The following is a 25,284-nucleotide window of genomic DNA, read 5'->3' as shown; positions in this document are numbered from 1 at the left end:
GCGAGGCGGCTCTTGCCGGCGCTTGTGGCGCGGCTGAGGAAGCCCGCCGCTTCGGCGCGGAACGTTACCGTATCGCGATCAGATGACCACTTCGACGCCCTCGCCGGGCGCTCTGCCCGAGGTGCGTTCGGATTCGAGCGCGCTCTGCAGGATCACCACGGCCGCCGCCTGGTCGACGACGGAACGGCCCTTCTTGGCCTTCACACCGGAGGCGCGCAGCCCCTGGGCGGCGGTGACGGTGCTCATCCGCTCGTCGACCAGCCGGACCGGGACCGGTGCGATGACCTTCGCTACATCCTGGGCGAAGGCCCGGGCCTTGGCTGCCGCCGGACCTTCCCTGCCGCTGAGCGAACGCGGCAGTCCGACGACGACCTCGATCGGCTCGTACTCCTCGACGATCGCCTTGATGCGGCGGCGGGCCGCCGGGACGTCCCGCCCGGGAACCGTCTCGACGGGGGTGGCGATGAGCCCGTCGGGGTCGCAGGATGCGACCCCGATCCGGGCCTCTCCGACGTCGATGGCGATCCGCCTGCCGCGTCGCATCGTCTCCGCTCCTGCTCCTGCTTCTCGCCAGACCTTCTCGTCAGGCCTTCTCGGCTACGAGGCGGTGGACGGCCTGGACGGCCTCGTCGACGGCGGCGGGGTTGCTGCCACCGCCCTGGGCGACGTCGTCCTTGCCGCCTCCGCCGCCGCCGAGGGTCTTGGCGGCGGTACGGACCAGCTCGCCGGCCTTGATGCCGCGCTCGCGGGCGGCCTCGTTGGTGGCGATGACGGTGAGCGGGCGGCCGCCGGCCACGGTGAACAGGGCGACGACGGCCGGGCGGCCGCCAGTGATGCGCTGACGCACATCGAGGACGAGCCTGCGCAGGTCGTCGGCGCCGGTGCCGTCCGGGACCTTCCCGGTGACCAGGGCGATGCCGTTCACGTCCTGGGCAGCCTGAGCGAGCCCCGCGGCGGCCTGCAGCACCTTCTCGGCGCGGAACCGCTCGATCTCCTTCTCGGCGTCCTTCAGCTTGGACAGCATCCCGGAGATGCGCTCCGGGAGTTCCTCCGGACGGCCCTTGAGCAGATCGGTGAGCTGAGCGACGACGGTGTGCTCGCGGGCAAGGAAGTTGTAGGCGTCCACGCCCACCAGCGCCTCCACCCGGCGCACGCCGGAGCCGATCGACGACTCGCCGAGCAGCTTGACCAGGCCGAGCTGGGCGGTGTTGTGCACGTGCGTGCCCCCGCACAGCTCCTTGGAGAAGTCGCCGATGGTCACCACACGCACCCGGTCGCCGTATTTCTCGCCGAACTCGGCGATGGCGCCCTGCTTCTTCGCCTCGGCCATCGACATCACCTCGGCGGTGACGTCGAGTTCACGGGCGAGCACCTCGTTGATCTTCTGCTCGACATCGTTCAGCACCGAGCCGGGAACGGCGGTCGGCGAGCCGAAGTCGAAGCGGAAACGGCCGGGGGAGTTCTCCGACCCCGCCTGGGCGGCGGTCGGCCCGAGGGCGTCCCGCAGCGCCTGGTGGGTCAGGTGGGTTGCGGAGTGGGCGCGGGCGATGGCCCGGCGCCGGGTGACGTCGATCGCGGCGTGGGCGCCGGCCCCGACGGTGACCTCGCCGACCTGCACCACGCCCTTGTGGACGCTCACCCCCGGCACCGGCTGCTGCACGTCGCGCACCTCGACCACGGCACCGGACTCGGTGCGGATCCGGCCGGTGTCGGCGAGCTGGCCGCCGCCCTCGGCGTAGAACGGGGTGCGGTCCAGCACCACCTCGACGTCGTCGCCCTCCGAGGCGGCCGGCGACGGCACGCCGTCGACCAGCAGCCCGACCACGGTGGCTTCGCCCTCGTGGTCGGTGTAGCCGGTGAAGGTCGTGGCGCCGGAGGTGTCGGCGACCTGGCGGTAGGCCGACAGGTCGGCGTGGCCGGTCTTCTTCGCCTTGGCGTCGGCCTTGGCGCGCTCCCGCTGCTCCTTCATCAGGCGGCGGAAGCCCTCCTCATCCACCGAAAGGCCCTGCTCGGCGGCCATCTCCAGGGTGAGGTCGATGGGAAAGCCCCAGGTGTCGTGGAGGAGGAAGGCCTTCTCCCCCGCCAGGACGGTGCCGCCGGTGGCCTTGGTGTCGCTGACGGCGGCATCGAGGATGTTGGTGCCGGCCTTGAGCGTCTTGAGGAAGGCGCTCTCCTCGGCCAGCGCCACCGTCTCGATGCGCTTGCGGTCCTCCACCAGCTCCGGGTACTGCGGGCCCATCGCCTTGATCACGGTGTCGACCAGCTCGCCGACGGTCGACTCGGTGGCACCCAGCAGCCGCATGTTGCGGATCGCCCGGCGCATGATGCGGCGCAGCACATAGCCACGCCCTTCGTTGCCTGGGGTCACTCCGTCGCCGATGAGCATCACGGCGGTGCGGATGTGGTCGGCGACCACGCGCAGCGAGACGTCCGAGGTGTGGTCGGCGCCGTAGCGCACGCCGGTCAGCTCGGTGGCCTTGTCGATGACCATGCGCGAGGTGTCGATCTCGAACATGTTCTGCACGCCCTGCAGGATCATCGCCAGGCGTTCCAGGCCGAGACCGGTGTCGATGTTCTTGGCGGGAAGATCGCCCAGGATCTCGAAGTCCTCCTTGCCCGAGCCGGGACCGCGCTCGTACTGCATGAAGACCAGGTTCCAGATCTCCACATAGCGCTCGTCGTTGACGGCCGGGCCACCCTCGGCGCCGAACTCGGGCCCGCGGTCGTAGTTGATCTCCGAGCACGGGCCGCACGGCCCAGGCACGCCCATCGACCAGAAGTTCGGGCCCATGCCCAGGCGCTGGATCCGCTCGGCCGGGACGCCGATCACATCACGCCAGATGCGCTCGGCCTCGTCGTCCTTCTCATAGACCGTGATCCACAGCCTCGAAGGCTCCAGGCCGTAGCCGCCCTGGTCCTGGGGCGTGGTCAGCAGCTCCCAGGCGAGCTTGATGGCGCCTTCCTTGAAGTAGTCGCCGAAGGAGAAGTTGCCGCACATCTGGAAGAACGTGCCGTGCCGGGTGGTCTTGCCGACCTCTTCGATGTCCGGGGTGCGCACGCACTTCTGCACACTCGTGGCGCGCTTGTACGGGGGGGCCGTCTCACCCAGGAAGTACGGCTTGAAGGGGACCATGCCCGCGTTCACCAGCAGCAGGGTCGGGTCGTCGGCGATGAGCGACGCCGACGGCACAACCGTGTGCCCGCGCTCCTCGAAGAAGCGCAGCCAGCGACTGCGGATTTCTGCCGACTCCATCAGTGGCCCTCTTTCTGCTTGTACACGATCTCCGAGCGCTGCCCGGGGAGTTCTGCTTCCGGGGCCTCGGCGAGGCCCAGTGCGTCATTGAGTTCGAGTTCGCGACGGTTCATGCCCTCACGCACGTCGTGGGCGAACTGCCGCGCCCTGCCGCCGATTTCGATGGCGCGGTCCGCGGCGGTCGCGGCGAGGCTGTCGGGGGTCAGGCGGCGCGCGGCACGGTTCACCTTCATGGTCGCCCATACTCCGGCGGTGATACCGGCGGCGAACCAGAACAGGCGGCGGAACATCTCGTGTCAGCCCTTCCCTCGGGTGCTGCGGCCGCCCCGGCGGGCGGCGGGCAGGCTCTTGCCGACGATGACGGTGCGGCGCCCGGCGCGACCGGTCCGCCGCTTGCCCGGCAGGCCCTCCTCGGCCTGTTTGCCGACCGCCCGGCGCACCCCGTAGCCGAAGGCTGCGACCTTGACCAGCGGGCCGCCGAGGGTGGAGGCGACGGTGGAGGAGAGCGCCGAGGCGTTGGCGGTGACCTCCTGGACGTCGGCGGTGATGGTGTCCACGCGGTCGAGCTGGGTGTGGGCGGAGCGCACCGCCGCAGTGGCCTCGCCTAGCAGGGGTACGGCCTGCTCGGTCACGCCCGCAACAAGCTTGGTGGTCTGCTTGAGCGTCTGGGCCAGTCTGACCAGCACCACGGCCAGGAAGGACACCAGGATCGCCCAGAAGACGGCCACGATCAGGCCGGCCACCTCTCCACCGGACACAGCTGCGCGCTCCTTCGCTTCACGTCGGTCGGCGTCCGCCCGGGGCCGGATGGGCCCGGATGGCACGGCGGGACCTGGATCAGATGCGGGTCCGGTGGTCACGCCGGGCACGGTCCGGCGTGTGCGGGCGGCAGGTACCGACCTTATCGCGCCGGACATCGGTCTTCGCACCGTATTAGCGGCAGAGACGGGCCTGTGGCGAGGCGGACGCGCGACGCCGGATCAGCGGGCCGGATCAGCGGGCGTAGTACTCGACGACGAGCTGCTCCTCGCAGATCACCGGGATCTCCCGGCGGTTGGGCTCGCGGTCCAGGCGGAAGGCGAGTGCCTGCAGGTTGACCTGGAGGTACTTCGGCGCCTCGCCGTCGCCCGCCCAGCCGCCCTCGCGCGCGACCTGGAACGGGGTCTTGTCGCGGGAGCGCTCGCGGACCGTCACCACGTCGTCGGGGCGCACCCGGAAGGAGGGCCTGTCGACCTTGCGGCCGTTGACCTCGATGTGGCCGTGCACGACCATCTGCCGGGCCTGGTAAATCGTGCGGGCGAAACCGGCGCGCAGCACGAGGGCGTCCAGTCGGCGTTCGAGTTCGACGATCAGCGCGTCGCCGGTCTTGCCCTCGACCTTGCGGGCGCGGTCGTACGCCCGGCGCATCTGCGTCTCGCTGATGTCGTACTGCGCGCGCAGGCGCTGCTTTTCGAGCAGCCTGACCTTGTAGTCGCTGTTCTGCTTGCGGCCGCGGCCGTGCTCGCCCGGTGGATACGGGCGGGACTCGAAGTACTTGACGGCCTTCGGGGTGAGCGCGATGCCGAGGGCGCGCGACTTCTTGACCTTGGGACGCGACTGGTTCACGTTGTCCAGACCTCCATGTACGTTAGGTTAGCCTTACCTTATCGAAGGAGATCGCATGTTTCGACCCGGGAACCCCATGCAAGAGCGTGGTCAGCCGCGTCCCGTCGGCGAAAAAACGGCTCGGATGCCATCGGCAGCCGAGCGCGTGCGAACTCTCGTCGAGGGTAACTCGTCAGCCGTGCTGGCCATTCCCGGCCTCTACGGGCACGAGTACGGCGCGGCCGCGCCCGGACTGATCCCCGACGAGCGCGTCGTCGACGACGGCGGCGATCTCCTGCTGCGCTTCACGCCCGACTCCCCCGCCGTCCGTGCCGCGACGCGCCCCGGGCCCGTGGCATGGGGGACCCCGGAGGCGGACGACGTGGCGGCCGTGCTGGAGCTCTCGGATGTCGCGCCGGTCGCCGTACCGCACCGCATCCGAGGCCGCGCCTGGGTCGCGGGATGGCTGACCCCGGCACACCCGCGCGGGCGACCGGAGTGGCTGCGGCTGGAGGTCGGCGAGGCGAGTGTGGACGATCTGTGGGGCGCCGAGCAGCTCGGGCCCGAGGAGTTCGCGGCCGCCGCGCCCGACCCGTTGGCGCGGCAGGAGGCGGAGCTTCTGCAGCATCTCGCGGCCTGCCACGAGGAGCATCTCGGATGGCTCGGCGCGCTCGCCGGGGCGTGCGACGGCGGCCGACGGTGCGCAGCCGGGCGCCGACCGGTGCCGCTGGCGCTCGACCGCTTCGGACTGCGGTTGCGGTTCACCGGCCGTGAGGGGGCATTCGATGCGCGCTTCGACTTCCCCCGCCCGGTGGGCGACGTCGGCGGACTGCGTCAGGCTATGCTCTCGCTCTTCGACGCGGCACGTGAGGCGGCCGAGGAACAGCCCGGCGCATAGAGTGCGGATCATGTTCGTTCTCGAAGTGACCTACACCGCGCCCATCGAGCGCGTCGAAGCCGCGCTCCCGGACCACATCGCCTGGCTGGAGAAGCAGTACGCGGCCGGATACTTCCTGGCCTCCGGCCGCAAGGTGCCGCGCGACGGCGGGATCATGCTCGCCGTGGCGCCGGACCGGGCGACGATCGAGGCCGTGGCGGCGACCGACCCCTTCGTCACGGCCGACGTGTGCGAATACCGGATCACGGAGTTCGTCCCCACCCAGACCGCGCAGGGTCTCGAGCAGTACCGCGAGCAGCCGCCCGCCTAAGGGTCACTCCCCTGACAGACGGCCCCGGACACGGTCGAGCACGTCGGCGTAGCGGGCCTCCGCGCCGTAGCGCGTGGGCTCGTAGTAGCGCTTGCCGTGCACCTCGTCCGGGGCGTACTGCTGGGCGGCGATCGCGCCGGGCAGGTCGTGCGGGTACTGATACCCCTGGCCGTGGCCTAGCTTGCTCGCGCCCTTGTAGTGGCTGTCACGCAGGTGGGGCGGCACCGGCCCCGCAAGCCCCTTGCGGACGTCGGCGAGGGCGGCGTCGATCGCCAGGTACGCGGCATTGGACTTGGGGGCGAGTGCCAGTGCGATCGTCGCCTGGGACAGGGCTATCCGAGCCTCGGGGAAGCCGATCAGCGCGACCGCCTGGGCCGCGGCGACGGCGGTCTGCAGGGCCGTCGGGTCGGCCATCCCGATGTCCTCGCTCGCCGAGATCATCAGCCGCCGGGCGATGAACCGCGGGTCCTCACCCGCTTCGATCATGCGCGCCAGATAGTGCAGGGCCGCGTCCACGTCCGAGCCGCGGATCGACTTGATCAGGGCGCTGGCCACGTCGTAGTGCTGGTCGCCGTCGCGGTCGTATTTCACCGCCGCGCGGTCGACCGCCTCCTCCAGCGTCTCCAGGCTGATCCGCGGCTCCCCCTTGGCGATCGCCGAGCCCGCGCCCGCCTCCAGCGCCGTCAGCGCCCGCCGGGCATCGCCACCGGCGATCCGCAGCAGGTGAGCCTCGGTCTCCTCGGGGAGGGCGACGGCACCGCCGAGCCCCCGCTCGTCGTCGAGGGCGCGGTGCAGCAGTCCGCGCAGATCGTCCTCGGTGAGCGCCTCCAAAGTGAGCAGCAAGGAGCGCGACAGCAGCGGCGAGATGATCGAGAAGTACGGATTCTCGGTGGTCGCGGCGATCAGCGTGACCCAGCGGTTCTCGACGGCCGGCAGCAGCGAGTCCTGCTGGGCCTTGCTGAAGCGGTGGATCTCGTCGAGGAAGAGCAGCGTCTCGCGTCCGTAACCGCCGGATTCGCGCTTCGCCGTCTCGATGACCGTGCGGACCTCCTTGACGCCCGCCGTGATCGCCGACAGCTCGACGAAGCGGCGCTGCGTGGCCCTGCTGACGACATGGGCGAGCGTCGTCTTGCCGGTGCCGGGCGGGCCCCAAAGGATCACCGAGGCAGGCCCGGCAGGGCCGCCGCTGCCCTCGCCGACGAGGCGGCGCAGCGGTGATCCCGGCTTGAGCAGGTGCTGCTGGCCGACCACCTCGTCGAGGACGCGTGGGCGCATCCGGACGGCGAGCGGGCTACTGGCCGGCTCCCTCTCGTTGCGTTCCTCGGCAGCGGCGGTGAACAGGTCGGGCTCCACGCGAGGAAGCCTATGGCACGCCTCTGACAGTCCGGCCGGCGCGGCCGGCCGTCACAGGAGCGTGCTCCAGTACGACCACCAGCGGACGAGGATGAGCATGATCAGCAGGCCGTACCAGACCACCGGGACCACCCAGTGGAACTCGGCAACGGCCCGGCGCACACCGCCCCCTACCGGGATGACCTCATGCTTGATGTTGTGCACGAGGGTGTACCAGAACGCGGCGATGGTGACCGCCCAGGCGAGCATGCACCACGGGCAGAGCGAACCGATCGAGTACAGCGACTGGTCCTGCAGCCAGGTCACAAAGCCGACGCCGAAGAGCGTGCCCGCCTGCAGCCCCAGCCAGAACCAGCGGCGGAAGCGGGCCCCGGACAGCAGCCCCATGCCGACGCACATCAGCACGGGATAGGCGACCAGCCCGATCATCGGGTTGGGGAAGCCGAAGACCTTCGCCTGGGCACTCTTCATGATGTTGCCGCAGGAGATGATCGGGTTGATGCTGCACGCCGGGACGAAGTTCGGGTTCTTGTAGAGCTGGAACTCGTCCAGGGTGATGTACCAGGAGGCGATCAGGCCGAGCAGCCCGCACACCACGAGCAGCACACCGAGCGCACGGCTCGCGCCGATGCCGCCCCTGCCCTCCGGCTCCTGCCTCGATCCATGCATGCGGGCCTCGTCCAGCGCCGATGTGGTCATCGCCTCTGCCGCCATTCGCTAGGTCTGCGGATACACCTGGGATACGGGTACACCTGCTGCAGGGCTCATTGTGCACCAGGCCGCCCCGCCTCCGGCCCCGGTGCGTCCGGCCGGTACAGGGCGGGGCCGGTGTTGACGGACCGTGCATCCGCGACCGCGAACGGTGTCGCTCCTCACAGACCAGGGCCTCAGGCCAGGCGCCCGCGCACCTCGGTGACGACCGCATCGAGCGGCACCGGCGACTGCTCGCCGCTCTGCAGGTCCTTCAGCTGGACGACGCCCTCGGCGAGATCCCGCTCCCCGGCGACCACGGCGTACCGCGCACCGGACCGGTTCGCCGACTTCATCGCGTTCTTCAGCCCCTTGCCGCCGTAGGCGAAATCGGCCGCGATCCCGCCGCGGCGCAGCTCGGTGACAACGCCGAAGAGAGCGCGGCGAGCCTCGTCGCCGAGCGGCACAGCGAACACCTCGGTGCGGGATTCCGCTGCGAGCCCGACGTTCTCGGCGCGCAGCGCGAGCACGGTGCGGTCGACGCCGAGCGCCCAGCCCACGGACGGGAGCGCGGGCCCGCCGATCATCTCGGACAGGCCGTCGTAGCGGCCGCCGCCGCCGATCGCCGACTGCGATCCGAGTCCGTCATGGACGAACTCGAAGGTGGTGCGGGTGTAGTAGTCGAGGCCGCGCACCAACTTGGGGTCATCCTCGAATTCCACGCCTGCCGCGGTGAGCAGCGCCCGCACCTGCTCGTGGTACTCCTTGCACGCCTCGCACAGGTGGTCGCGCATCATCGGGGCACCAGTCAGCTGCTTCTGCACCGCCTCGCGCTTGTCGTCGAGGACCCGCAGCGGGTTGATCTCCACCCTCCTGCGGGTGTCCTCGTCGAGGTCGAGACCGCGCAGGAAGTCCTGGAGCGCGGCCCGGTAGACCGGGCGGCACTCCTTGTCGCCGAGGGAGTTGAGCAGTAGCCGGAAGTTCCGCAGGCCCAGGGACCGGTAGGCATCGACGGCCAGGATGATCAGCTCGGCGTCGAGCGCCGGGTCCTCGGAGCCCAGCGCCTCGGCGCCCACCTGCGAGAAGTGGCGGTAACGCCCCGCCTGCGGGCGCTCGTAGCGGTAGTACGAGCCGGAGTACCAGAGCTTCACTGGCAGCGCGCCGCGGTGCAGGTTCGCCTGCAGCGCCGCGCGCAGTACGGAGGCGGTTCCCTCGGGGCGCAGTGCGAGCTCGTCACCGCCCTTGGTGGTGAGGGTGTACATCTCCTTGGTGACGATGTCGGTCGACTCGCCGACGCCTCGCGAGAACAGCTCGACGTGCTCGAAGCCGGGCGTCTCGATGTAGCCGTACCCGGCGCGCCTCAGCGGCGCGGCGATGGCTTCACGGACCGCGAGAAAGGCCTCGGAGTCCGGCGGGATCAGGTCGTACGTGCCCTTGGGGGCGGAGAAGGTACTCAAGACAGCAGTCGTCACATTCCTCGTCGCGGAGCCGTCGTTCCGGCTCCGAGGCCGCCGGCCGCCACCTCGCGAAGGAACGGGTTGGCGGTGCGCTCGCGGCCGATGGTGGTCTGGGGGCCGTGGCCGGACAGCACCACGGTCGAGTCCTCGAGCGGCAGGCACACGCGGGCCAGCGATTCGAGGATCTCGGCGTGGGAGCCGCCGGGCAGGTCGGTGCGTCCGATGGAGCCGGCGAACAGCAGGTCGCCCGAGAAGAGCACGGTGGGGACGTCCCCCGTCTCGGGCAGCCGGAAGGTCACCGACCCCTTGGTATGTCCGGGGGCGTGCGCCACGGTCAGCTCCAGTCCGGCAAGGTGCAGGCCTGCCCCGTCGGTCAGCTCCTTGACGTCGTCCGGCTCGCCGATGGTCAGCTCCCCCATGAGCGGCTGCCCTATGGAGATGCCCAGCGCCTTCTCCGGGTCGCTCATCATGTAGCGGTCCTCGGGGTGGATCCACGCGGGCACGTCGTGGGCGCCGCACACCGGGACGACGGAGGCCAGGTGATCGATGTGGCCGTGGGTGAGGAGGACGGCCACCGGCTTGAGCCGGTGCTTGGCCAGGGTCTCCTCGACACCGCGGGCAGCCTGGTGCCCGGGGTCGATGATCACGCACTCCTCACCGGCGGCGGGGGCGACCACGTAGCAGTTGGTCCCCCAGGCCCCGGCGGGGAACCCGGCAATGAGCACGATCGTCCTTCAGGTCGTCCGCAGCGTCTTGGCAGTCCAAGAGCCTACCGGCGGCGCGGCGGCAATCGCGAACCAGTAAGTTCCGCGATGTCGTGGTCGTGGGGAGTCACGGGCGCGAGAATCCGCTGTCAGCGGAAACGTTTGGGTCGAAGAGCGACAGGAGACGGCTGAAGTGGTGTCGAAGGAACAGCGCAGAAGGCAGCTCGCTCGGGAGAAGTACGAACGCCAGCAGCAGCGCCGTGCGCAGCAGCGTGCCAGGGCGCGGCGGCGCAGCATCATCGCCGGTGCGGTCGTCGCCGTCGTGGTGGCCGCGGTGGCCGCCACCTACGCCTCCGTGGGCCTCGTCGGGACGAAGTCGTCGGCCGCCGCCGCGTCCTCCACGACGCCGACCGCCGCCTCGCCCACGTCGACGGCTCCCGACCCGTGCGCCAAGGCGGCGCCCGGCTCCCCCGGCACCAAGCAGTGGAAGCAGCCGCCCGCGATGACCATCGACACCAAGGCGAACTACACGATGGACCTGCAGACGACCTGCGGCGACATCAGCCTCAAGCTCGATGCCGCCGCGGCCCCGCACACCGTGAACTCCTTCGACTTCCTCGCAGCGCAGGGCTTCTTCGACCACACCAAGTGCCACCGGCTGACCACCCAGGGCATCTACGTGCTGCAGTGCGGTGACCCGACCGGCACCGGCTCCGGCGGGCCGGGCTACAAGCTCCCCGACGAGAACCTGGGTGCCTTCGGCAAGAAGAACGCCCAGGACGTGGTCACCTACCCGGCGGGCACGGTGGCGATGGCGAACAGCGGCCCGAACACCGGGGGCAGCCAGTTCTTCCTCGTCTACAAGGACAGCCCGCTCGCGCCCAGCTACACGCCGTTCGGCACGATCAGCCCCGCAGGGATGAAGGTGTTGCAGAAGATCGCCGCGGCGGGTGAATCCAGCGGTCAGGGCGACGGCGCGCCCAACGCCACCGTAGTGATCAACAAGGCGACCGTCACCCGGTCCTGAACTTCTCATCGCGCTGGATGCGGACAGCCGGGGCGCGGGTCGCCTATGTTGGCGTTGTATAGGGTGCCTGCGCCGACGGCTGCCGCAGCGATCAGCGGACCGTCGGACCGGCCGGTCGCCACGCAGGGCGCAGCACGGCCGGAGGAAACTGTGGACGATGCCCGGGCGCTGTGCGGCGGACGGGGCATCACGTGGAGGAGGCGCTGTGAGCAGCGACCCATGGGGACGCGTCGACGAGGCGGGGACCGTGTACGTGCGGACATCCGATGGTGAGCGGGTGGTCGGCTCGTGGCAGGCGGGCTCTCCCGAGGAGGCGCTGGCTTATTACAAGCGCAAGTACGACGGACTCGTCATCGAGATCGGCCTCCTCGAACGCAGGGTGCGCACGACCGACCTGTCGGCCAAGGACGCGACGACCGCCATCGAGCATCTGCGGGCGTCGGTGGCCGAGGCCCACGCCGTCGGCGACCTGGATGCCCTGCTCAAGCGGCTCGACGCGCTGACCGGCGAGGTCGAGGCGCGCCGGGAGGAGCGCAAGGCCGCCAAGGCGAAGGCGAGCGACCAGGCACGGCACGCCAAGGAGGAGCTGGTCGCCGAGGCCGAGCAGCTGAGCGTCAGCGAGCAGTGGCGGGCCGCAGGCGACCGGCTGCGGGCGCTGGTCGACACGTGGAAGAGCCTGCCGCGCCTGGACCGCAAGACCGACGACGAGCTGTGGCACCGTTTCAGCCATGCGCGATCGGTGTTCTCCAAGCGCCGTAAGGCGCACTTCGCCTCGCTCGACGCGCAGCGCGAAGAGGCGCGGCGCGTGAAGGAGAAGCTGGTCGCCGAGGCCGAGGAGCTGTCGGGTTCCACCGAGTGGGGTGCGACCGCGGCCCGCTACCGCGAGCTGATGGCGGAGTGGAAGGCGGCGGGGCGCGCCCAGAGGGAGGCCGAGGAGGAGCTGTGGACGAGGTTCCGCAGCGCCCAGGACGTCTTCTTCGCCGCGCGCGGCGAGGCCTTCGCCGAGCGCGACTCCGAGCAGCGCGAGAACCTCACGCGCAAGGAGGAGCTGGTCACCGAGGCGGAGAAGCTGCTGCCGGTGACCGATCTGAAGGCTGCGCGAGCGGCCTTCCGGTCGGTCAACGAGCGCTGGGAGGCCATCGGTCATGTGCCGCGTGACGCGCGGCCGAAGATCGAGGCCCGGCTGCACGCGGTCGAGCGGGCGATCCAGGAGGCCGAGGAGGCCGAGTGGCGCCGCACCAACCCGGAGGCGCGGGCGCGCGCCGAGGGGCTCACCGGCCAGCTGCAGGCCGCCGTCGACAAGCTGCAGTCGCAGATCGACGCGGCGCGTGCCGCGGGCAACGCCGCCAAGGCGGACAAGCTCGCCAAGGAGCTCGAGGGCCGTCAGGCGCTGCTCGACCAGGCGCTGAAGGGTCTGCAGGAGTTCGGCGGCTGAGCACAGCGGCACAGGACGAGCACGAGGAGGCGGGCGCCTCCTCGTGCTCGTCAGCGCTGGCGGCCGGAGGTGACGCGGTAGACGTCATAGACACCCTCGACGCCGCGGACCGCCTTCAGCACGTGCCCCAGGTGCTTGGGATCGCCCATCTCGAAGGTGAAGCGCGAGGTGGCGACCCGGTCGCGGGAGGTCTGCACGGCGGCCGAGAGGATGTTGACGTGCTGGTCGGACAGGACCCGCGTCACGTCGGAGAGCAGACGCGAGCGGTCGAGAGCCTCGACCTGGATGGCGACGAGGAAGACGGACGACTGGGTGGGCGCCCATTCGACCTCGATGATCCGCTCGGGCTGCTGGGAGAGCGAGTCGACGTTGACGCAGTCCGCGCGGTGCACGGAGACGCCGTTGCCCCGGGTGATGAAGCCGATGATCGGATCGCCCGGGACGGGCGTACAGCACCGCGACAGCTTGACCCACACGTCCCGCTCGCCCTTGACGATCACGCCCGGGTCGGCGGTGGCACGGCGCTTGGCGCGGCTGCGCGACGGGGTGGTGACCTCGGCGATGTCTTCGGTCGCGCCCTCCTCGCCGCCGAGGGCGTCGACGAGCTTCTGGACCACCGACTGCGCGGTGATGTGCCCCTCGCCGATCGCCGCGTACAGCGCCGATATGTCCGGGTAGCGCATCTCGTGCGCGAGGGTGACGAGCGAGTCGCCGGTGAGCACCCGCTGGATGGGCAGGTTCTGCTTGCGCATCGCGCGGGCAATGGCTTCCTTGCCCTGCTCGATGGCCTCCTCGCGGCGCTCCTTGGAGAACCATGCGCGGATCTTGTTGCGGGCCCTCGGGGATTTGACGAAGCCCAACCAGTCGCGTGAGGGCGCGGCCCCGGGCGCCTTGGAGGTGAAGACCTCCACCAGGTCGCCGTTGTCGAGCGTCGATTCCAGCGGCACCAGCCGTCCGTTGACGCGCGCGCCGATGGTGCGGTGGCCGACCTCGGTGTGGACCGCGTAGGCGAAGTCGACGGGCGTCGCCCCGGCCGGCAGCGCGATCACATCGCCCTTCGGGGTGAAGACGAAGACCTCATTGCGGGACAGGTCGAAGCGGAGCGACTCCAGGAACTCGCCCGGGTCCTCGGTCTCCTTCTGCCAGTCGAGCAGCTGGCGCAGCCACGCCATGTCGTTGACGGCGTCCTCGCCCTTGCCCGACTTGGGGCTGTCGCTGCGCACCTTGGAAGTGCCGGCGACGGCCTCCTGCTTGTACTTCCAGTGCGCGGCGATGCCGTACTCGGCGCGGCGGTGCATGTCGAAGGTGCGGATCTGGATCTCGACCGGCTTGCCGCTGGGCCCGATGACCGTCGTGTGCAACGACTGGTACATGTTGAACTTGGGCATCGCGATGTAGTCCTTGAACCGCCCCGGCACCGGGTTCCACCGCGCGTGGATGGTCCCGAGCGCCGCGTAGCAGTCGCGGACGGTGTCGACGAGGACGCGGATGCCCACCAGGTCGTAGATCTCGGCGAAGTCCCGGCCCCGCACGATCATCTTCTGGTAGACGCTGTAGTAGTGCTTCGGCCGGCCGGTGACCGTCGCCTTGATGCGCGCGGCCCGCAGGTCCTGCTGGACCTGGTCGGTGACGACGGCCAGATACTCGTCGCGCTTCGGCGCCCGCTCGGCGACCAGGCGCACGATCTCGTCGTACATCTTGGGGTAGAGGATCGCGAAGGCGAGGTCCTCCAGCTCCCACTTGATGGTATTCATGCCCAGCCGGTGGGCGAGCGGGGCGTAGATCTCCAGGGTCTCGCGGGCCTTCTTCTCCTGCTTCTCCCGCTTCAGATAGCGCATGGTGCGCATGTTGTGCAGCCGGTCGGCGAGCTTGATGACCAGGACGCGCGGGTCCTTGGCCATGGCGACGACCATCTTGCGGACCGTCTCGGCCTGCGCGGCCTCGCCGAACTTGACCTTGTCCAGCTTGGTGACGCCGTCCACCAGCAGCGCCACCTGGTCACCGAAGTCGCGTCGCAGCGTGTCGAGGCCGTACTCGGTGTCCTCGACGGTGTCGTGGAGCAGGCCCGCCATGAGCGTCGCCGGGTCCATGCCGAGCTCGGCGAGGATCGTGGTGACCGCGAGCGGGTGGGTGATGTACGGATCGCCGCTCTTGCGCTTCTGGCCGCGGTGCCAGCGCTCGGCGACCTGGTAGGCCCGCTCGATCTGCCGCAGTCCAGAGGAGTCGATCTTCGGGTCGTTGCTGCGCACTATCCGCAGCAGGGGCTCCAGCACCGGGTTGTACGGGGAGGAGCGCTGCACGCCGAGACGGGCGAGGCGGGCCCGTACACGGCTGGAGGAACCACTGCTGCGGACCGGCGTGGGCCCTGCCGCAGGCCGCAAGGAACGTGCACCGGGCGCTTCGGAGGGCGGCCGGGTGCCGCTGCCGTCCGCAGGCGTGCCGGAGGGAGCCGGAGCGGCCGTCGGCGTGTCGTTCCCGCCCCGGGCGGTGAGCGGATGGGCCTCGTCTGGCAAGGGCACTCCTCAAGCGGGGGTCCCGGCGCTGTACGTGCCGGAACCCCCATGGTATCGATCTGCCGGGGCTTGCCGCGTGCCGCGCCCTCCAGGGCGGCCCGGCGGCGTCACAGGGCGACGAGGGCCTCCAGCGGCGCCTGGGCGAGGGCGGGCGCGATCCGGCTCCTGCCGCCCAGGAAACCGAGCTCCAGCAACACCACGACGCCCGCGACCTCGGCTCCGGCGCGCCTGATCAGCTGCAGCGATGCCTCGGCGGTGCCCCCGGTGGCGAGCACGTCGTCGATGACGAGCACGCGGTCGCCGGGGGCGAAGGCGTCCTGGTGCACCTCGATCTCGGCGCTGCCGTATTCCAGCTCGTACACCTGGGTGAGGGTCGTACCGGGCAGCTTGCCCGCCTTGCGGACCGGGACGAAGCCGATCCCGGCCCGCGCCGCGGCCGGTGCGGCGAGGATGAAGCCGCGCGCTTCGAGCCCGACGACCTTGTCGGCGCCGTGGCGCACGCACACCGCGGCGAGCGCCTCGGTGAGCGCGCCGAACGCGGCCGCGTCCGCGAGCAGCGGGGTGATGTCCTTGAACACCACACCCGGCTGCGGGTAGTCGGGAACGTCCCGGATCCGGCTGAGCAGCAGGCTGCGCAGCTCGGGATGGGCGATGTCCGTCGCCGTCATGGCCTTCCCCCCGTCCCGCTCAGCGGCGCTTGCCGGACGGGCGGCCGCGGCCGCGGTTGCGGGAGGCGGGCTGCCGTCGCTGGCCGCCGACCCCGGCCGTCGCGGCGGCGGCGTCGACCGGCTCGCCGTCGGCCTCCTCCAGGGCGCTCTCCGAGGCCTCCGCCTCCGCATCCTGCGATTCCTGTTCGCCTCTGGCGGCAGCCGCGCGCTTGGCCAGCACCCGCTTGCGCAGCGCGGCCATCTCCGGGGTGCGCTCCTTGAACCCGGCCACGATCGGGGTGGCGATGAAGATCGAGGAGTACGCCCCGGCGGTCAGGCCCACGAAGAGCGCGAGCGCGATGTCGTTGAGCATGCCTGCGCCGAGCATCCCGCCGCCGATGAACAACAGCGCCGAGACCGGCAGCAGCGCAACCACCGAGGTGTTGATCGAACGCACCAGCGTCTGGTTCAGGCTGCGGTTGGCGAGCTCGCTGTAGGTGTAGCGGCTCTGCGCAGTGATGCCCTTGGTCGTCTCCTTCAGACCGTCGAAGACGACGACGGTGTCGTAGAGGGAGTAGCCGAGGATGGTGAGCAGGCCCATCACGGTGCCGGGCGAGACCTCGAAGCCGACGATCGCGTAGACACCGACGGTGATGGTGATGTCGTGGATCAGGGCGACAAGCGCCGCCAGTGCCATCCGCCACTCGAAGGCGATGGCGAGGTAGACCACCACCAGCACCATGAAGACGCCGAGACCGTACTCGGCCTTCTGGGTGATCTCCGCACCCCACGTCGGTCCGACGACCTGGGGGTTGATGGAGTTGGTCGGCATCCCCAGATCGGTGGCGAGCTTCTGCTGGATCGGGGCGGCGGTCGACTCGTCCAGCCCGCTGATCTGGATCCGCAGGCCGCCGGTGCCCAGCTTCTGCACGACGACGTCGTGACCGGTTCCGGCGACCGACTCCGTCTTGGACTGGGCGTCGGAGACCGAGATCGAGGTGCTGGGCGTGGTGAAGACCGCGCCGCCGGAGAAGTCGATGGACTTGTTCAGGCCGTTCACCGCGAGGCCGACGATGGCGACGATGGTGACCAGGATCGAGAACCCGTACCAGTACTTCCGCTTGCCGACGAAGTCGACCGAGATCTCGCCCCGGTGCAGTCGGTGGCTGAGATTACCGAGCCGGGACATCAGGCCTCCTTGACTTCGGGGCGGGCCGAGCGGCGGACGCGGCGCAGCGGGGCCTGGACGCCCAGGCTCTTCGGGTCGAGACCGGACCACGGATGGCCGCTGGCGTAGAACTTCCTCTGCGCCAGGATCGTCATCAGCGGCTTGGTGAACAAGAAGACCACCACCACATCGAGCAGGGTGGTCAGGCCCAGGGTGAACGCGAAGCCCTGCACCTTGCCGACGGAGAAGAAGAACAGCACGGCCGCGGCGAGGAAGGAGACGAAGTCGGACACCAGGACGGTGCGCCGGGCGCGCGGCCAGGCCCGTGCGACGGCGGGGGCGAGGCTGCGTCCGTGGCGTAGCTCGTCCCTGATGCGTTCGAAGTAGACGATGAAGGAGTCGGCGGTGATACCGATCGCCACGATCGCACCCGAGACCGCCGGCAGGTCCAGCGCGAACCCGATCGCCGGGCCGAGCACGCTCATGATGCTGTACGTCAGCGCGGCGGAGACCATCAGGCTGACCACGGCGACGAAACTCAGGCCCCGGTAGTAGGCGAGCAGGTAGAGCACGACGATGACCAGGCCGACGGCGCCGGCGACCAGGCCGCCCTGCAGCTGCTGGCCGCCGAGCTGCGGGGTGACGGTGGTGACGTCGGAGGTGTTGAAGGTGAGCGGCAGCGCTCCGTAGGAGAGCACGTTGGCGAGGTCCTCGGCGGACTGCTGCGTGAAGTTGCCGGAGATCTGGGCGCTGCCGCCGGTGATCGCCGAGGAGACCTCCGGCGAGGAGACGACCTGGTTGTCCAGGACGATCGCGAACTGGTTGTTCGGCGACTGCTGCTTGGCGAGCTCGCCGGTGACGTCCGTGAACTGCTTGGAACCGGTTCCGTCGAAGTTGAGGGTGACGATCCAGCCTGCGCCGGTCTGCGTGTCGTAGACGGCCTGTGCCTTGGAGACGTCCTTGCCGGCGACGGCGGCCGCGCCGAGCACGTACTTGGTCTTGCCGTCCTGGCTGCAGCCGATGGTCTTGTCACCGGGCCTGGCGCCCTCGCCTGCGTTGGCCCGCTGCGCGGCGTTGGAGCAGTCCAGTGCGTTGAACTGGCTCTGCAGATTGGCGGGGATGGACAGGTCCAGGCCGCTCGAGCCCGCCGACGGGGAGGGCGAGGGTGACGGGGAGCTCGACGCGCTGCTCTTCAGGGCGCCGGTGACGGCTCGGCCCTGGGTGGTGGAGCTCGGCGAGGGGCTCGCCGAGGGCTTGGCGGAGCTGCCGGAGTGGGCCTTGGCGCCGGACGAGGCCGAGGGGGAGCTGCTCGGCGAGGGCGATGACGAGGGGCTGGGCGCGGAGGCCGGCGTGCCGGCGGCCTCGGTGAGCACCGGCCGGAAATACAGCTGCGCGGTGGTGCCGACCAGCTTGACGGCCTGCTCGGTGTTGGTGCCCTTGGGGATGTCAACAATGATGTTGTTGCTCCCCTGGACCTGTGCCGTGGCCTCGGAGACACCCACACCGTTGACACGCTGCTGAATGATGTTCTTGGCGGTGTCCATGTTGGTCGGGTTGACCGCGTTCTGCTGGCCCGGCGTGCTCTTCGCCGTCAGCGTGATCTCGGTGCCGCCTGCGAGGTCGATGCCGAGCCTCGGTTTGGTGTTGCCGGAGAGGAACATCCCTCCCACGAGCGCGGCCAGTGCCACCAGGATCACCGCCAGCGCGCGGCCGGGATGCCCATGGGCCCCCGGAGACCGGCGCCCCTTCTTGGGTGCTGCCACCTTCTCGTTTCTCCCTGTCCAACCGCCCCGCGGATGTCATTGTCCGCGGGACGGCCACGAATGTTGTGAGGACGTGCCGACGTACCGGACGGCAACTCCAGAGCCTAGCCCCGGAGCCTGGTGTTACTTGTCGCCGTCCGCGCGGTTCTTCGCGGGCTCTGCGGTCTCCGCGGTGTTCTCGGCCGCGTCCTCGACGTCGGCGACGGCGTGCTCGTCGTTCTCGCCGGCGGCGGCCTCGGCCGGCTCGTCGGCGGGCTCCTCGGCCGGCGCGTCGTCGAACGTCAGCGGGACGTCGTTGTTGACGAGGCGGTCGTACTCCTCCTCGGGCAGGACGGCGGCGATGGCGTTCTTGACGTAGATCGAGTGCACGCCGGGAGCGACTTCCAGCAGGACCGTCGTGTCACGGACCTCCTTGACGAGGGCGATAATGCCGCCGATCGTCCGCACGCCCGAGCCGGGCTGCATCTGGTCGCGCATCGACTGGGCCTGGCGCTGCTTGTTCTTCGCCGAGCGCGTCATGAGGAGCATGACGCCGATGATGAGGATGAAAGGGAGGAGCGTGGCGATGTTCACGGCCTGAGGAGATTCCTTCGTGGGGCCACGTGCATGCGGCCTAGGTTTGGATGGGGGATGCCGCCCGGGAGGGGTGGGCATCGGCGGAGTCTAGGCGAACCCGCACCCCGACAACAACGGAAACAACGTCCAGCATTACACCTGCGTTCCGGAAGCGGCGAATCCCCGCGCCGACCGGGCGTGAGCCCGCCGCGGGCCGGGATACCGTCAGGGCCCGAAGAGGCCTTGCTGCGAGCCGCCCGCGTCGTTGTGCCGCGGGGGGACGAGGCCGAGGTGCGCCCATGCCGCGAGCGTGGCGACACGGCCACGCGGCGTGCGCGCCAGCAGTCCCTCGCGCACCAGGAACGGCTCGGCCACCTCCTCCACCGTTTCGCGCTCCTCACCGACGGCGACGGCGAGCGTGGACAGGCCGACCGGGCCGCCGCCGAAGAGCCGCAGCAGCGCGTCGAGCACGGCGCGGTCGAGCCGGTCCAGGCCGCGCAGGTCGACCTCGTAGACGTCGAGGGCGCGAGCCGCGATCTCCTTGGTGATCAAGCCGTCGGCCTTGACCTGGGCGTAGTCGCGCACTCGCCGCAGCAGCCGGTTGGCGATGCGCGGGGTGCCGCGGGAGCGGCCGGCGATCTCGGCGGCGCCGTCCGGTTCTATGTCGACATCCAGCAGTCCTGCGGAGCGGTGGATGACGCGCTCCAGCTCGGCGGGGGCGTAGAACTCCATGTGACCGGTGAAGCCGAAGCGGTCGCGCAGCGGCGGCGGCAGCAGGCCGGCTCGTGTGGTGGCACCGACGAGGGTGAAGGGAGGCAGTTCGAGCGGGATGGCGGTGGCGCCCGGGCCCTTGCCTACGATGACATCGACGCGGAAGTCCTCCATCGCCATGTAGAGCATCTCCTCGGCCGGCCGCGACATGCGGTGGATCTCGTCGAGGAAGAGCACCTCCCCTTCGGTGAGGGAGGACAGGATCGCGGCGAGGTCTCCCGCGTGCTGGATGGCCGGGCCCGAGGTGATGCGGATGGGGGCACCCATCTCGGCAGCGATGATCATCGACAGGGTGGTCTTGCCGAGGCCGGGAGCGCCGGAGAGCAGCACGTGGTCGGCGGTGCCGCCGCGGGCGCGGGCCGCGCGCAGCACGAGGTCGAGCTGTTCCCTGACGCGTTCCTGGCCGATGAACTCACCGAGATCCTTGGGGCGCAGCGCCGCCTCGACGGCGCGGTCCTCGCCGTCCGCGGATGCGGCCACCAGCCGGTCGGTGACGGCTTCGCCGGTCTCGTCCCAGGTCATGCGGTTCCGTTCCTCAGGTGGGGTGGTGCGGGTGCGGGGCGGCGTCAGCGGGTCCGGTTCAGGGTGCGCAGGGCGGAGCGCAGCAGGGCCGACACGTTCGGGGACGCGCCGTCGGCGGCGGAGGCATCCGCTTCGGGCGTGACGGCTGCGACCGCCTCCTCCGCCTCGCGCGGTGCGTAACCGAGACCGACGAGCGCCGAGTGCAATTGGTCGCTCCACTGGGCGGGGACGGTGACGGCGGCCGCCGGGGATCCGACCGGTGCGGGCGCTCCGGCCGGGGCGCCGAGCCGGTCCTTCAGTTCGAGCAGGAGGCGCTGGGCGCCCTTCTTGCCGATGCCGGGGACGGCGGTCAGCGCCTTCTCGTCGTCGCGCGCGACCGCCAGCCGCAGCGCGTCCGGCGAGTGGACGGCGAGCATGGCCTGCGCAAGCCGGGGACCGACGCCGCTTGCCGTCTGCAGGAGCTCGAAGACCTGGCGTTCGTCGTCGTCGCCGAAGCCGTAGAGGGTGAGGGAGTCCTCACGGACGACGAGGGAGGTGGCCAGGCGCGCGCGCTCGCCCACGCGCAGGCGGGCGAGGGTGCCGGGGGTGCACTGGACGGCCATGCCTACTCCGCCCACCTCGATCACGGCGGTGTCGGGTGCGAGTGCGGCGACGGGCCCGCTGACGAACGCGATCATGCGCTGCTCTCCTCGGTCCTTTCCTCAGCCCCTGGGGTGGGCGTGTGCGGCGACCGCCTGCTGGAGGCGGCCGGTGGCGGTGCCGCGCCAGATGTGGCAGATGGCGAGCGCGAGGGCGTCGGCGGCGTCGGCGGGCTTCGGCGGTGCATCGAGCCGGAGCAGCCGCGTCACCATGGCGCCGACCTGTGCCTTGTCGGCGCGGCCGCTGCCGGTGACGGCGGCCTTCACCTCGCTGGGGGTGTGCAGGTGTACGGGCAGGCCGCGGCGCGAGGCGCACAGGATGGCGACCGCGCTCGCCTGCGCGGTGCCCATCACCGTACGCACATTGTGCTGGCTGAACACCCTTTCCACCGCTACCGCTTCGGGGCGGTGCTCATCCAGCCATGCCTCTATGCCGCGTTCGATGGCGACGAGGCGCGCGCCGACCCCGTCGTCCGCGGCAGTGCGCACCACGCCCACGGCCGCCATCCGCAGCGGCCGTCCAGGGGCGCCGTCGACCACCCCGAGACCGCACCGGGTCAGCCCCGGGTCCACGCCGAGTACCCGCATGCGCTCCACCCCCTCTCGTCCGCTGGTCCGCTCGTCCACCTGTTCCAGCAGGTTATCGGGCGGCTCTGACAGCTGTACTGACAACGGGACGGGCCGACAGGGCGTGTTGCCCTGCCGGCCCGGTTCCGCAGTACCGCAGTACGGTGGTTGAGGCTGCGTCAGGCCTCGACCTTCTCCATGATCTCGTCCGGGACGTCGAAGTTGGCGAAGACGTTCTGGACGTCGTCGCTGTCCTCCAGCGCATCGATCAGCTTGAAGATCTTGCGTGCGCCCTCCTCGTCCAGCTCGACCTGCATGGTCGGGACGAAGTTGGCGTCGGCCGAGTCGTAGTCGATCCCGGCCTCCTGAAGCGCGCTGCGCACCGCGACCAGGTCGGTGGCCTCGCTCAGCACCTCGAAGGCCTCGCCGAGGTCGTTGACCTCCTCGGCGCCCGCGTCGAGGACCGCGCCGAGCACGTCGTCCTCGCTCAGCCCGTTCTTCGGCACGATCACGACACCCTTGCGGTTGAACAGGTACGACACCGAACCCGGGTCGGCCATCGAGCCGCCGTTGCGGGTCATCGCGACGCGCACCTCCGATGCGGCGCGGTTGCGGTTGTCGGTGAGGCACTCGACGAGCACCGCGACGCCGTTCGGACCGTAGCCCTCGTACATGATCGTCTGGTATTCGACGCCACCGGCTTCGAGTCCCGCACCGCGCTTGACCGCACGGTTGATGTTGTCGTTGGGGACCGAGCTCTTCTTCGCCTTCTGGATGGCGTCGTACAGCGTCGGGTTGCCGTCGGGGTCGGCGCCGCCGGTACGCGCCGCGACCTCGATGTTCTTGATCAGCTTCGCGAAGAGCTTGCCGCGCTTGGCGTCGATCACGGCCTTCTTGTGCTTGGTCGTAGCCCATTTAGAGTGGCCGGACATCCGCCTGTCTCCTTCACGTCACCAACTTGCTAACGAATACCTGCGATCCTACCGGGATCCGATCTCCGCCCCGTTCGCCAGGCGTCTCACGAAGCGTCGCGGACGATCTCCGCGAAGAGCCGGTGGACCCGGTGATCGCCGGTGAGCTCGGGGTGGAACGAGGTGGCCAGCAGGTTGCCCTGGCGGACGGCCACGATGGTCTCGTCGGCAAGCCGCGAGAGCACCTCGACGTCGGCCCCCACCGACTCCACCCACGGGGCACGGATGAAGACGCCCTCGACGGGGCCGCCGTCGACGCCCGTGATCTCGACCGCGGCCTCGAACGACTCGTTCTGCCGCCCGAAGGCGTTGCGGCGCACGGTCATGTCGATGCCGCCGATCGTCTCCTGGTCGTCCCGGCCGTCAAGGATCTTGTCGGCAAGCATGATCATGCCGGCGCAGGAGCCGTAGGCGGGCAGGCCGGCCCCTATCCGCGCGCGCATCGGGTCGAGCACGCCGAAGGCGACGGCGAGCTTGGACATGGTGGTGGACTCCCCGCCGGGGATCACCAGGCCGTCGATCTCCTCCAGTTCCTCGGGGCGGCGGACCGGACGGGCCAGGACGCCGGCCTCGGCGAGCGCGGCCAGGTGCTCGCGCACATCGCCCTGCAGAGCGAGCACACCGACGGTGGGTTGGGCGGACGACAGCGTCGACAACGGAGTACCTCGAATACCTCTGGGAATGAAGCGGTTCACGGCAGGTGGGCAGGCCCTGCGGGCCTGCCCACCGGGTGAGTACAGCGTTTACCAGCCGCGGTTGGCGTACCGCTGGTTCTCGGGCAGGTCGTCGCAGTTGATGCCGACCATCGCCTCGCCGAGCCCGCGGGAGACATCCGCGATCACCTTCGGGTCGTCGTAGAAGGTGGTCGCCTTCACGATCGCCGCGGCGCGCTGCGCCGGGTCGCCGGACTTGAAGATGCCGGAGCCGACGAAGACGCCCTCGGCGCCCAGCTGCATCATCAGCGCGGCGTCGGCCGGCGTGGCGACACCGCCGGCGCTGAACAGCACGACGGGCAGCTTGCCGAGCGTCGCGACCTCCTTGACCAGCTCGTACGGGGCCTGGAGGTTCTTCGCGGCGACGTAGAGCTCGTCCTCCGCCATCGACCGCAGGCGGTTGATCTCCCCGCGGATCTGGCGCAGGTGGCGGACGGCCTCGACGACGTTGCCGGTGCCGGCCTCGCCCTTGGAGCGGATCATCGCCGCGCCCTCGGTGATGCGGCGCAGGGCCTCGCCGAGGTTGGTGGCCCCGCAGACGAAGGGGGTGGTGAACGCCCACTTGTCGCTGTGGTTGGCCTCGTCGGCCGGGGTGAGCACCTCGGACTCGTCGATGTAGTCGACGCCGAGCGCCTGCAGCACCTGGGCCTCGACGAAGTGGCCGATCCGGGACTTGGCCATCACGGGGATCGAGACGGCGTTGATGATGCCCTCGATCATGTCGGGGTCCGACATGCGGGCCACGCCCCCGTCCTTGCGGATGTCCGCAGGGACGCGCTCGAGAGCCATGACCGCGACGGCACCGGCGTCCTCGGCGATCTTCGCCTGCTCCGGCGTGACGACATCCATGATCACGCCGCCCTTGAGCTGCTCGGCCATGCCGCGCTTGACGCGCGCGGTGCCGGTCACGGGAGCTTCGCCAGAGGCGGGGGCAGTGGTGCTGGGGGACGTGCTGGACACGGATTGACCTCACTCGATGCGATAAGTGCTACGAACCCATCGTAGGGCTGTGCGAAACGCCCGCGACGGAGTCGGCTGATTGTCACGGCGGACCTGCCGTCAGGTCCACTTCGGCCGGTCCGCCGCTGCACAGCTGACAAAACCGGATGCACGGGACCGGTTCAAGGGCCAATCCGAGGTCAGTGGCCCGCGCTGCCGGCGTCTGAGGTGCCACCGTCGTCGTCGCTACCGTCGGCCAGCAGCTCCGGCGGCGGCTCGTCGTCCATCTCGAACGCCAGCGGGAACGGTGCGTGCCCGGCGAGCCGCAACCAGCGGACCACGTAGTGGCGCCGCACGGCCCGCGCCGCGCGCACCGCGTCGTTGTGGAACCGCCGCGCCATCGGCGTCCTGCGCACCGCCGCGGTCAGCTCGCTCGCCGCCTCGGGGCCGCCGGGGGCGTCCCGCACAGCCTGCACGGCGTCCGCTTCAGCGAACACGGCGCGCAGCGCCTGGCTGAGCTCGCTCTCGGCCACTTCGCGGTGCTCGTCCTCGGCCTGCCGTGCGGCGTGCGCCGTCTGGTAGAGCAGGATGGACGCGGCGGGGTCGAGCACGCCGGCGGTGGCGAGCTCCTGCGCGACCGAGGCGCGGCGCAGCAGCTGGGCGTCGAGCGCGGCGCGTGCGGCGTCGATGCGCGCATGCAGCCGGTCCAGGCGTCCCGCGGTCCAGCTGAGGTAGAGCCCCAGCAGGACGACGGCGACGCCCGCCGCGGCGATCCAGATCAACGTGGTGGTCACGGGCGGCAAGGC

The 25,284-nt window shown here is 70.4% G+C and carries 25 protein-coding genes; 4 read left to right on the top strand and 21 right to left on the bottom strand.

Translation table 11 applies throughout. The features are described 5' to 3' along the window. Positions 1–78: 78 nt before the first annotated feature. From ruvX to rpsD, 5 genes are all read right to left on the bottom strand, one after another. Positions 79–543 carry a Holliday junction resolvase RuvX gene (gene ruvX / locus NGB36_RS19830; protein ID WP_255921676.1) on the bottom strand — a complete coding sequence of 155 codons (465 nt, stop codon included), beginning with the start codon at positions 541–543 and terminating at the stop codon, positions 79–81. A 40-nt stretch (positions 544–583) separates the two neighbouring features. Continuing rightward, positions 584–3,253 carry an alanine--tRNA ligase gene (gene alaS / locus NGB36_RS19825; protein WP_255921675.1) on the bottom strand — a complete coding sequence of 890 codons (2,670 nt, stop codon included), beginning with the start codon at positions 3,251–3,253 and terminating at the stop codon, positions 584–586. Next, positions 3,253–3,543, bottom strand: a complete 291-nt coding sequence (locus NGB36_RS19820; protein WP_255921674.1) for a DUF6167 family protein — start codon at positions 3,541–3,543, stop codon at positions 3,253–3,255. Before NGB36_RS19820 ends, alaS begins: the two co-directional genes overlap by 1 nt. Before the next feature lie 6 nt (positions 3,544–3,549). Next, a complete protein-coding gene (locus NGB36_RS19815) occupies positions 3,550–4,011 on the bottom strand; it encodes a DUF948 domain-containing protein (protein ID WP_255921673.1) in 462 nt (153 codons plus the stop codon). Between the two features lie 235 nt (positions 4,012–4,246). Next, entirely contained in the window at positions 4,247–4,858 is a 612-nt protein-coding gene (gene rpsD, locus NGB36_RS19810; RefSeq protein ID WP_255921672.1) for a 30S ribosomal protein S4, read from the bottom strand. Between the two features lie 124 nt (positions 4,859–4,982). On the opposite strand from rpsD, the gene NGB36_RS19805 reads away from it, so the two are divergent. Both NGB36_RS19805 and NGB36_RS19800 read left to right on the top strand, forming a co-directional pair. Next, positions 4,983–5,735, top strand: a complete 753-nt coding sequence (locus NGB36_RS19805; RefSeq protein WP_255921671.1) for a DUF2470 domain-containing protein — start codon at positions 4,983–4,985, stop codon at positions 5,733–5,735. Positions 5,736–5,745: 10 nt separating this feature from the next. Continuing rightward, positions 5,746–6,045 carry a YciI family protein gene (locus NGB36_RS19800; protein ID WP_255921670.1) on the top strand — a complete coding sequence of 100 codons (300 nt, stop codon included), beginning with the start codon at positions 5,746–5,748 and terminating at the stop codon, positions 6,043–6,045. Between the two features lie 3 nt (positions 6,046–6,048). Here NGB36_RS19800 and NGB36_RS19795 read toward each other — a convergent pair whose 3' ends face one another. From NGB36_RS19795 to NGB36_RS19780, 4 genes are all read right to left on the bottom strand, one after another. Further along, complete coding sequence (locus tag NGB36_RS19795; RefSeq protein ID WP_255921669.1) at positions 6,049–7,398, bottom strand: replication-associated recombination protein A; 1,350 nt, start codon at positions 7,396–7,398, stop codon at positions 6,049–6,051. 51 nt (positions 7,399–7,449) lie between these two features. Then, a complete protein-coding gene (locus tag NGB36_RS19790) occupies positions 7,450–8,097 on the bottom strand; it encodes a vitamin K epoxide reductase family protein (protein WP_255921696.1) in 648 nt (215 codons plus the stop codon). A gap of 188 nt (positions 8,098–8,285) precedes the next feature. After that, on the bottom strand, positions 8,286–9,545 hold the full coding sequence (hisS, locus tag NGB36_RS19785; RefSeq protein ID WP_255921668.1) for a histidine--tRNA ligase: 1,260 nt from the start codon (positions 9,543–9,545) through the stop codon (positions 8,286–8,288). An 11-nt stretch (positions 9,546–9,556) separates the two neighbouring features. Next, positions 9,557–10,270 (bottom strand): MBL fold metallo-hydrolase, encoded by a 714-nt coding sequence (locus NGB36_RS19780; protein WP_255921667.1) that lies wholly within the window; start codon positions 10,268–10,270, stop codon positions 9,557–9,559. A gap of 172 nt (positions 10,271–10,442) precedes the next feature. Here NGB36_RS19780 and NGB36_RS19775 point away from each other — a divergent pair, with 172 nt between their 5' ends. Both NGB36_RS19775 and NGB36_RS19770 read left to right on the top strand, forming a co-directional pair. After that, a complete protein-coding gene (locus tag NGB36_RS19775; RefSeq protein WP_255921666.1) occupies positions 10,443–11,276 on the top strand; it encodes a peptidylprolyl isomerase in 834 nt (277 codons plus the stop codon). Positions 11,277–11,481: 205 nt separating this feature from the next. Further along, positions 11,482–12,711 carry a DUF349 domain-containing protein gene (locus NGB36_RS19770; protein WP_255921665.1) on the top strand — a complete coding sequence of 410 codons (1,230 nt, stop codon included), beginning with the start codon at positions 11,482–11,484 and terminating at the stop codon, positions 12,709–12,711. Positions 12,712–12,761: 50 nt separating this feature from the next. Here NGB36_RS19770 and NGB36_RS19765 read toward each other — a convergent pair whose 3' ends face one another. From NGB36_RS19765 to NGB36_RS19710, 12 genes are all read right to left on the bottom strand, one after another. After that, positions 12,762–15,092: a RelA/SpoT family protein gene (locus NGB36_RS19765; protein ID WP_255921695.1), complete on the bottom strand. Its 2,331-nt coding sequence runs from the start codon at positions 15,090–15,092 to the stop codon at positions 12,762–12,764. Positions 15,093–15,331: 239 nt separating this feature from the next. Further along, entirely contained in the window at positions 15,332–15,892 is a 561-nt protein-coding gene (locus NGB36_RS19760; RefSeq protein ID WP_255921664.1) for an adenine phosphoribosyltransferase, read from the bottom strand. A gap of 19 nt (positions 15,893–15,911) precedes the next feature. Further along, positions 15,912–17,060 (bottom strand): protein translocase subunit SecF, encoded by a 1,149-nt coding sequence (gene secF / locus NGB36_RS19755; RefSeq protein WP_255921663.1) that lies wholly within the window; start codon positions 17,058–17,060, stop codon positions 15,912–15,914. Further along, positions 17,060–18,802, bottom strand: a complete 1,743-nt coding sequence (secD, locus tag NGB36_RS19750; protein WP_255921662.1) for a protein translocase subunit SecD — start codon at positions 18,800–18,802, stop codon at positions 17,060–17,062. The genes secF and secD overlap by 1 nt, the downstream gene beginning before the upstream one ends. 123 nt (positions 18,803–18,925) lie before the next feature. After that, complete coding sequence (gene yajC / locus NGB36_RS19745; protein WP_255921661.1) at positions 18,926–19,375, bottom strand: preprotein translocase subunit YajC; 450 nt, start codon at positions 19,373–19,375, stop codon at positions 18,926–18,928. A 207-nt stretch (positions 19,376–19,582) separates the two neighbouring features. Then, positions 19,583–20,650: a Holliday junction branch migration DNA helicase RuvB gene (gene ruvB / locus NGB36_RS19740; protein ID WP_255921660.1), complete on the bottom strand. Its 1,068-nt coding sequence runs from the start codon at positions 20,648–20,650 to the stop codon at positions 19,583–19,585. Positions 20,651–20,694: 44 nt separating this feature from the next. Further along, a complete protein-coding gene (ruvA, locus tag NGB36_RS19735) occupies positions 20,695–21,327 on the bottom strand; it encodes a Holliday junction branch migration protein RuvA (RefSeq protein ID WP_255921659.1) in 633 nt (210 codons plus the stop codon). A 24-nt stretch (positions 21,328–21,351) separates the two neighbouring features. Continuing rightward, positions 21,352–21,876: a crossover junction endodeoxyribonuclease RuvC gene (gene ruvC / locus NGB36_RS19730; RefSeq protein ID WP_255921658.1), complete on the bottom strand. Its 525-nt coding sequence runs from the start codon at positions 21,874–21,876 to the stop codon at positions 21,352–21,354. A gap of 158 nt (positions 21,877–22,034) precedes the next feature. Continuing rightward, entirely contained in the window at positions 22,035–22,787 is a 753-nt protein-coding gene (locus NGB36_RS19725) for a YebC/PmpR family DNA-binding transcriptional regulator (protein ID WP_255921657.1), read from the bottom strand. Positions 22,788–22,873: 86 nt separating this feature from the next. Next, positions 22,874–23,473, bottom strand: coding sequence for a pyridoxal 5'-phosphate synthase glutaminase subunit PdxT (gene pdxT / locus NGB36_RS19720; protein ID WP_255921694.1), 600 nt, complete (start codon positions 23,471–23,473; stop codon positions 22,874–22,876). A gap of 96 nt (positions 23,474–23,569) precedes the next feature. Next, positions 23,570–24,499 (bottom strand): pyridoxal 5'-phosphate synthase lyase subunit PdxS, encoded by a 930-nt coding sequence (pdxS, locus tag NGB36_RS19715; protein ID WP_308288886.1) that lies wholly within the window; start codon positions 24,497–24,499, stop codon positions 23,570–23,572. A 179-nt stretch (positions 24,500–24,678) separates the two neighbouring features. Next, positions 24,679–25,272 (bottom strand): LemA family protein, encoded by a 594-nt coding sequence (locus NGB36_RS19710; protein WP_255921655.1) that lies wholly within the window; start codon positions 25,270–25,272, stop codon positions 24,679–24,681. Positions 25,273–25,284 lie beyond the last annotated feature (12 nt).

The sequence above is a fragment of the Streptomyces humicola genome (genome assembly GCF_024436035.1).
Taxonomy (GTDB): Bacteria; Actinomycetota; Actinomycetes; order Streptomycetales; family Streptomycetaceae; genus Streptantibioticus_B; species Streptantibioticus_B humicola.
This window is presented reverse-complemented; position numbering and strand designations above follow the sequence as displayed.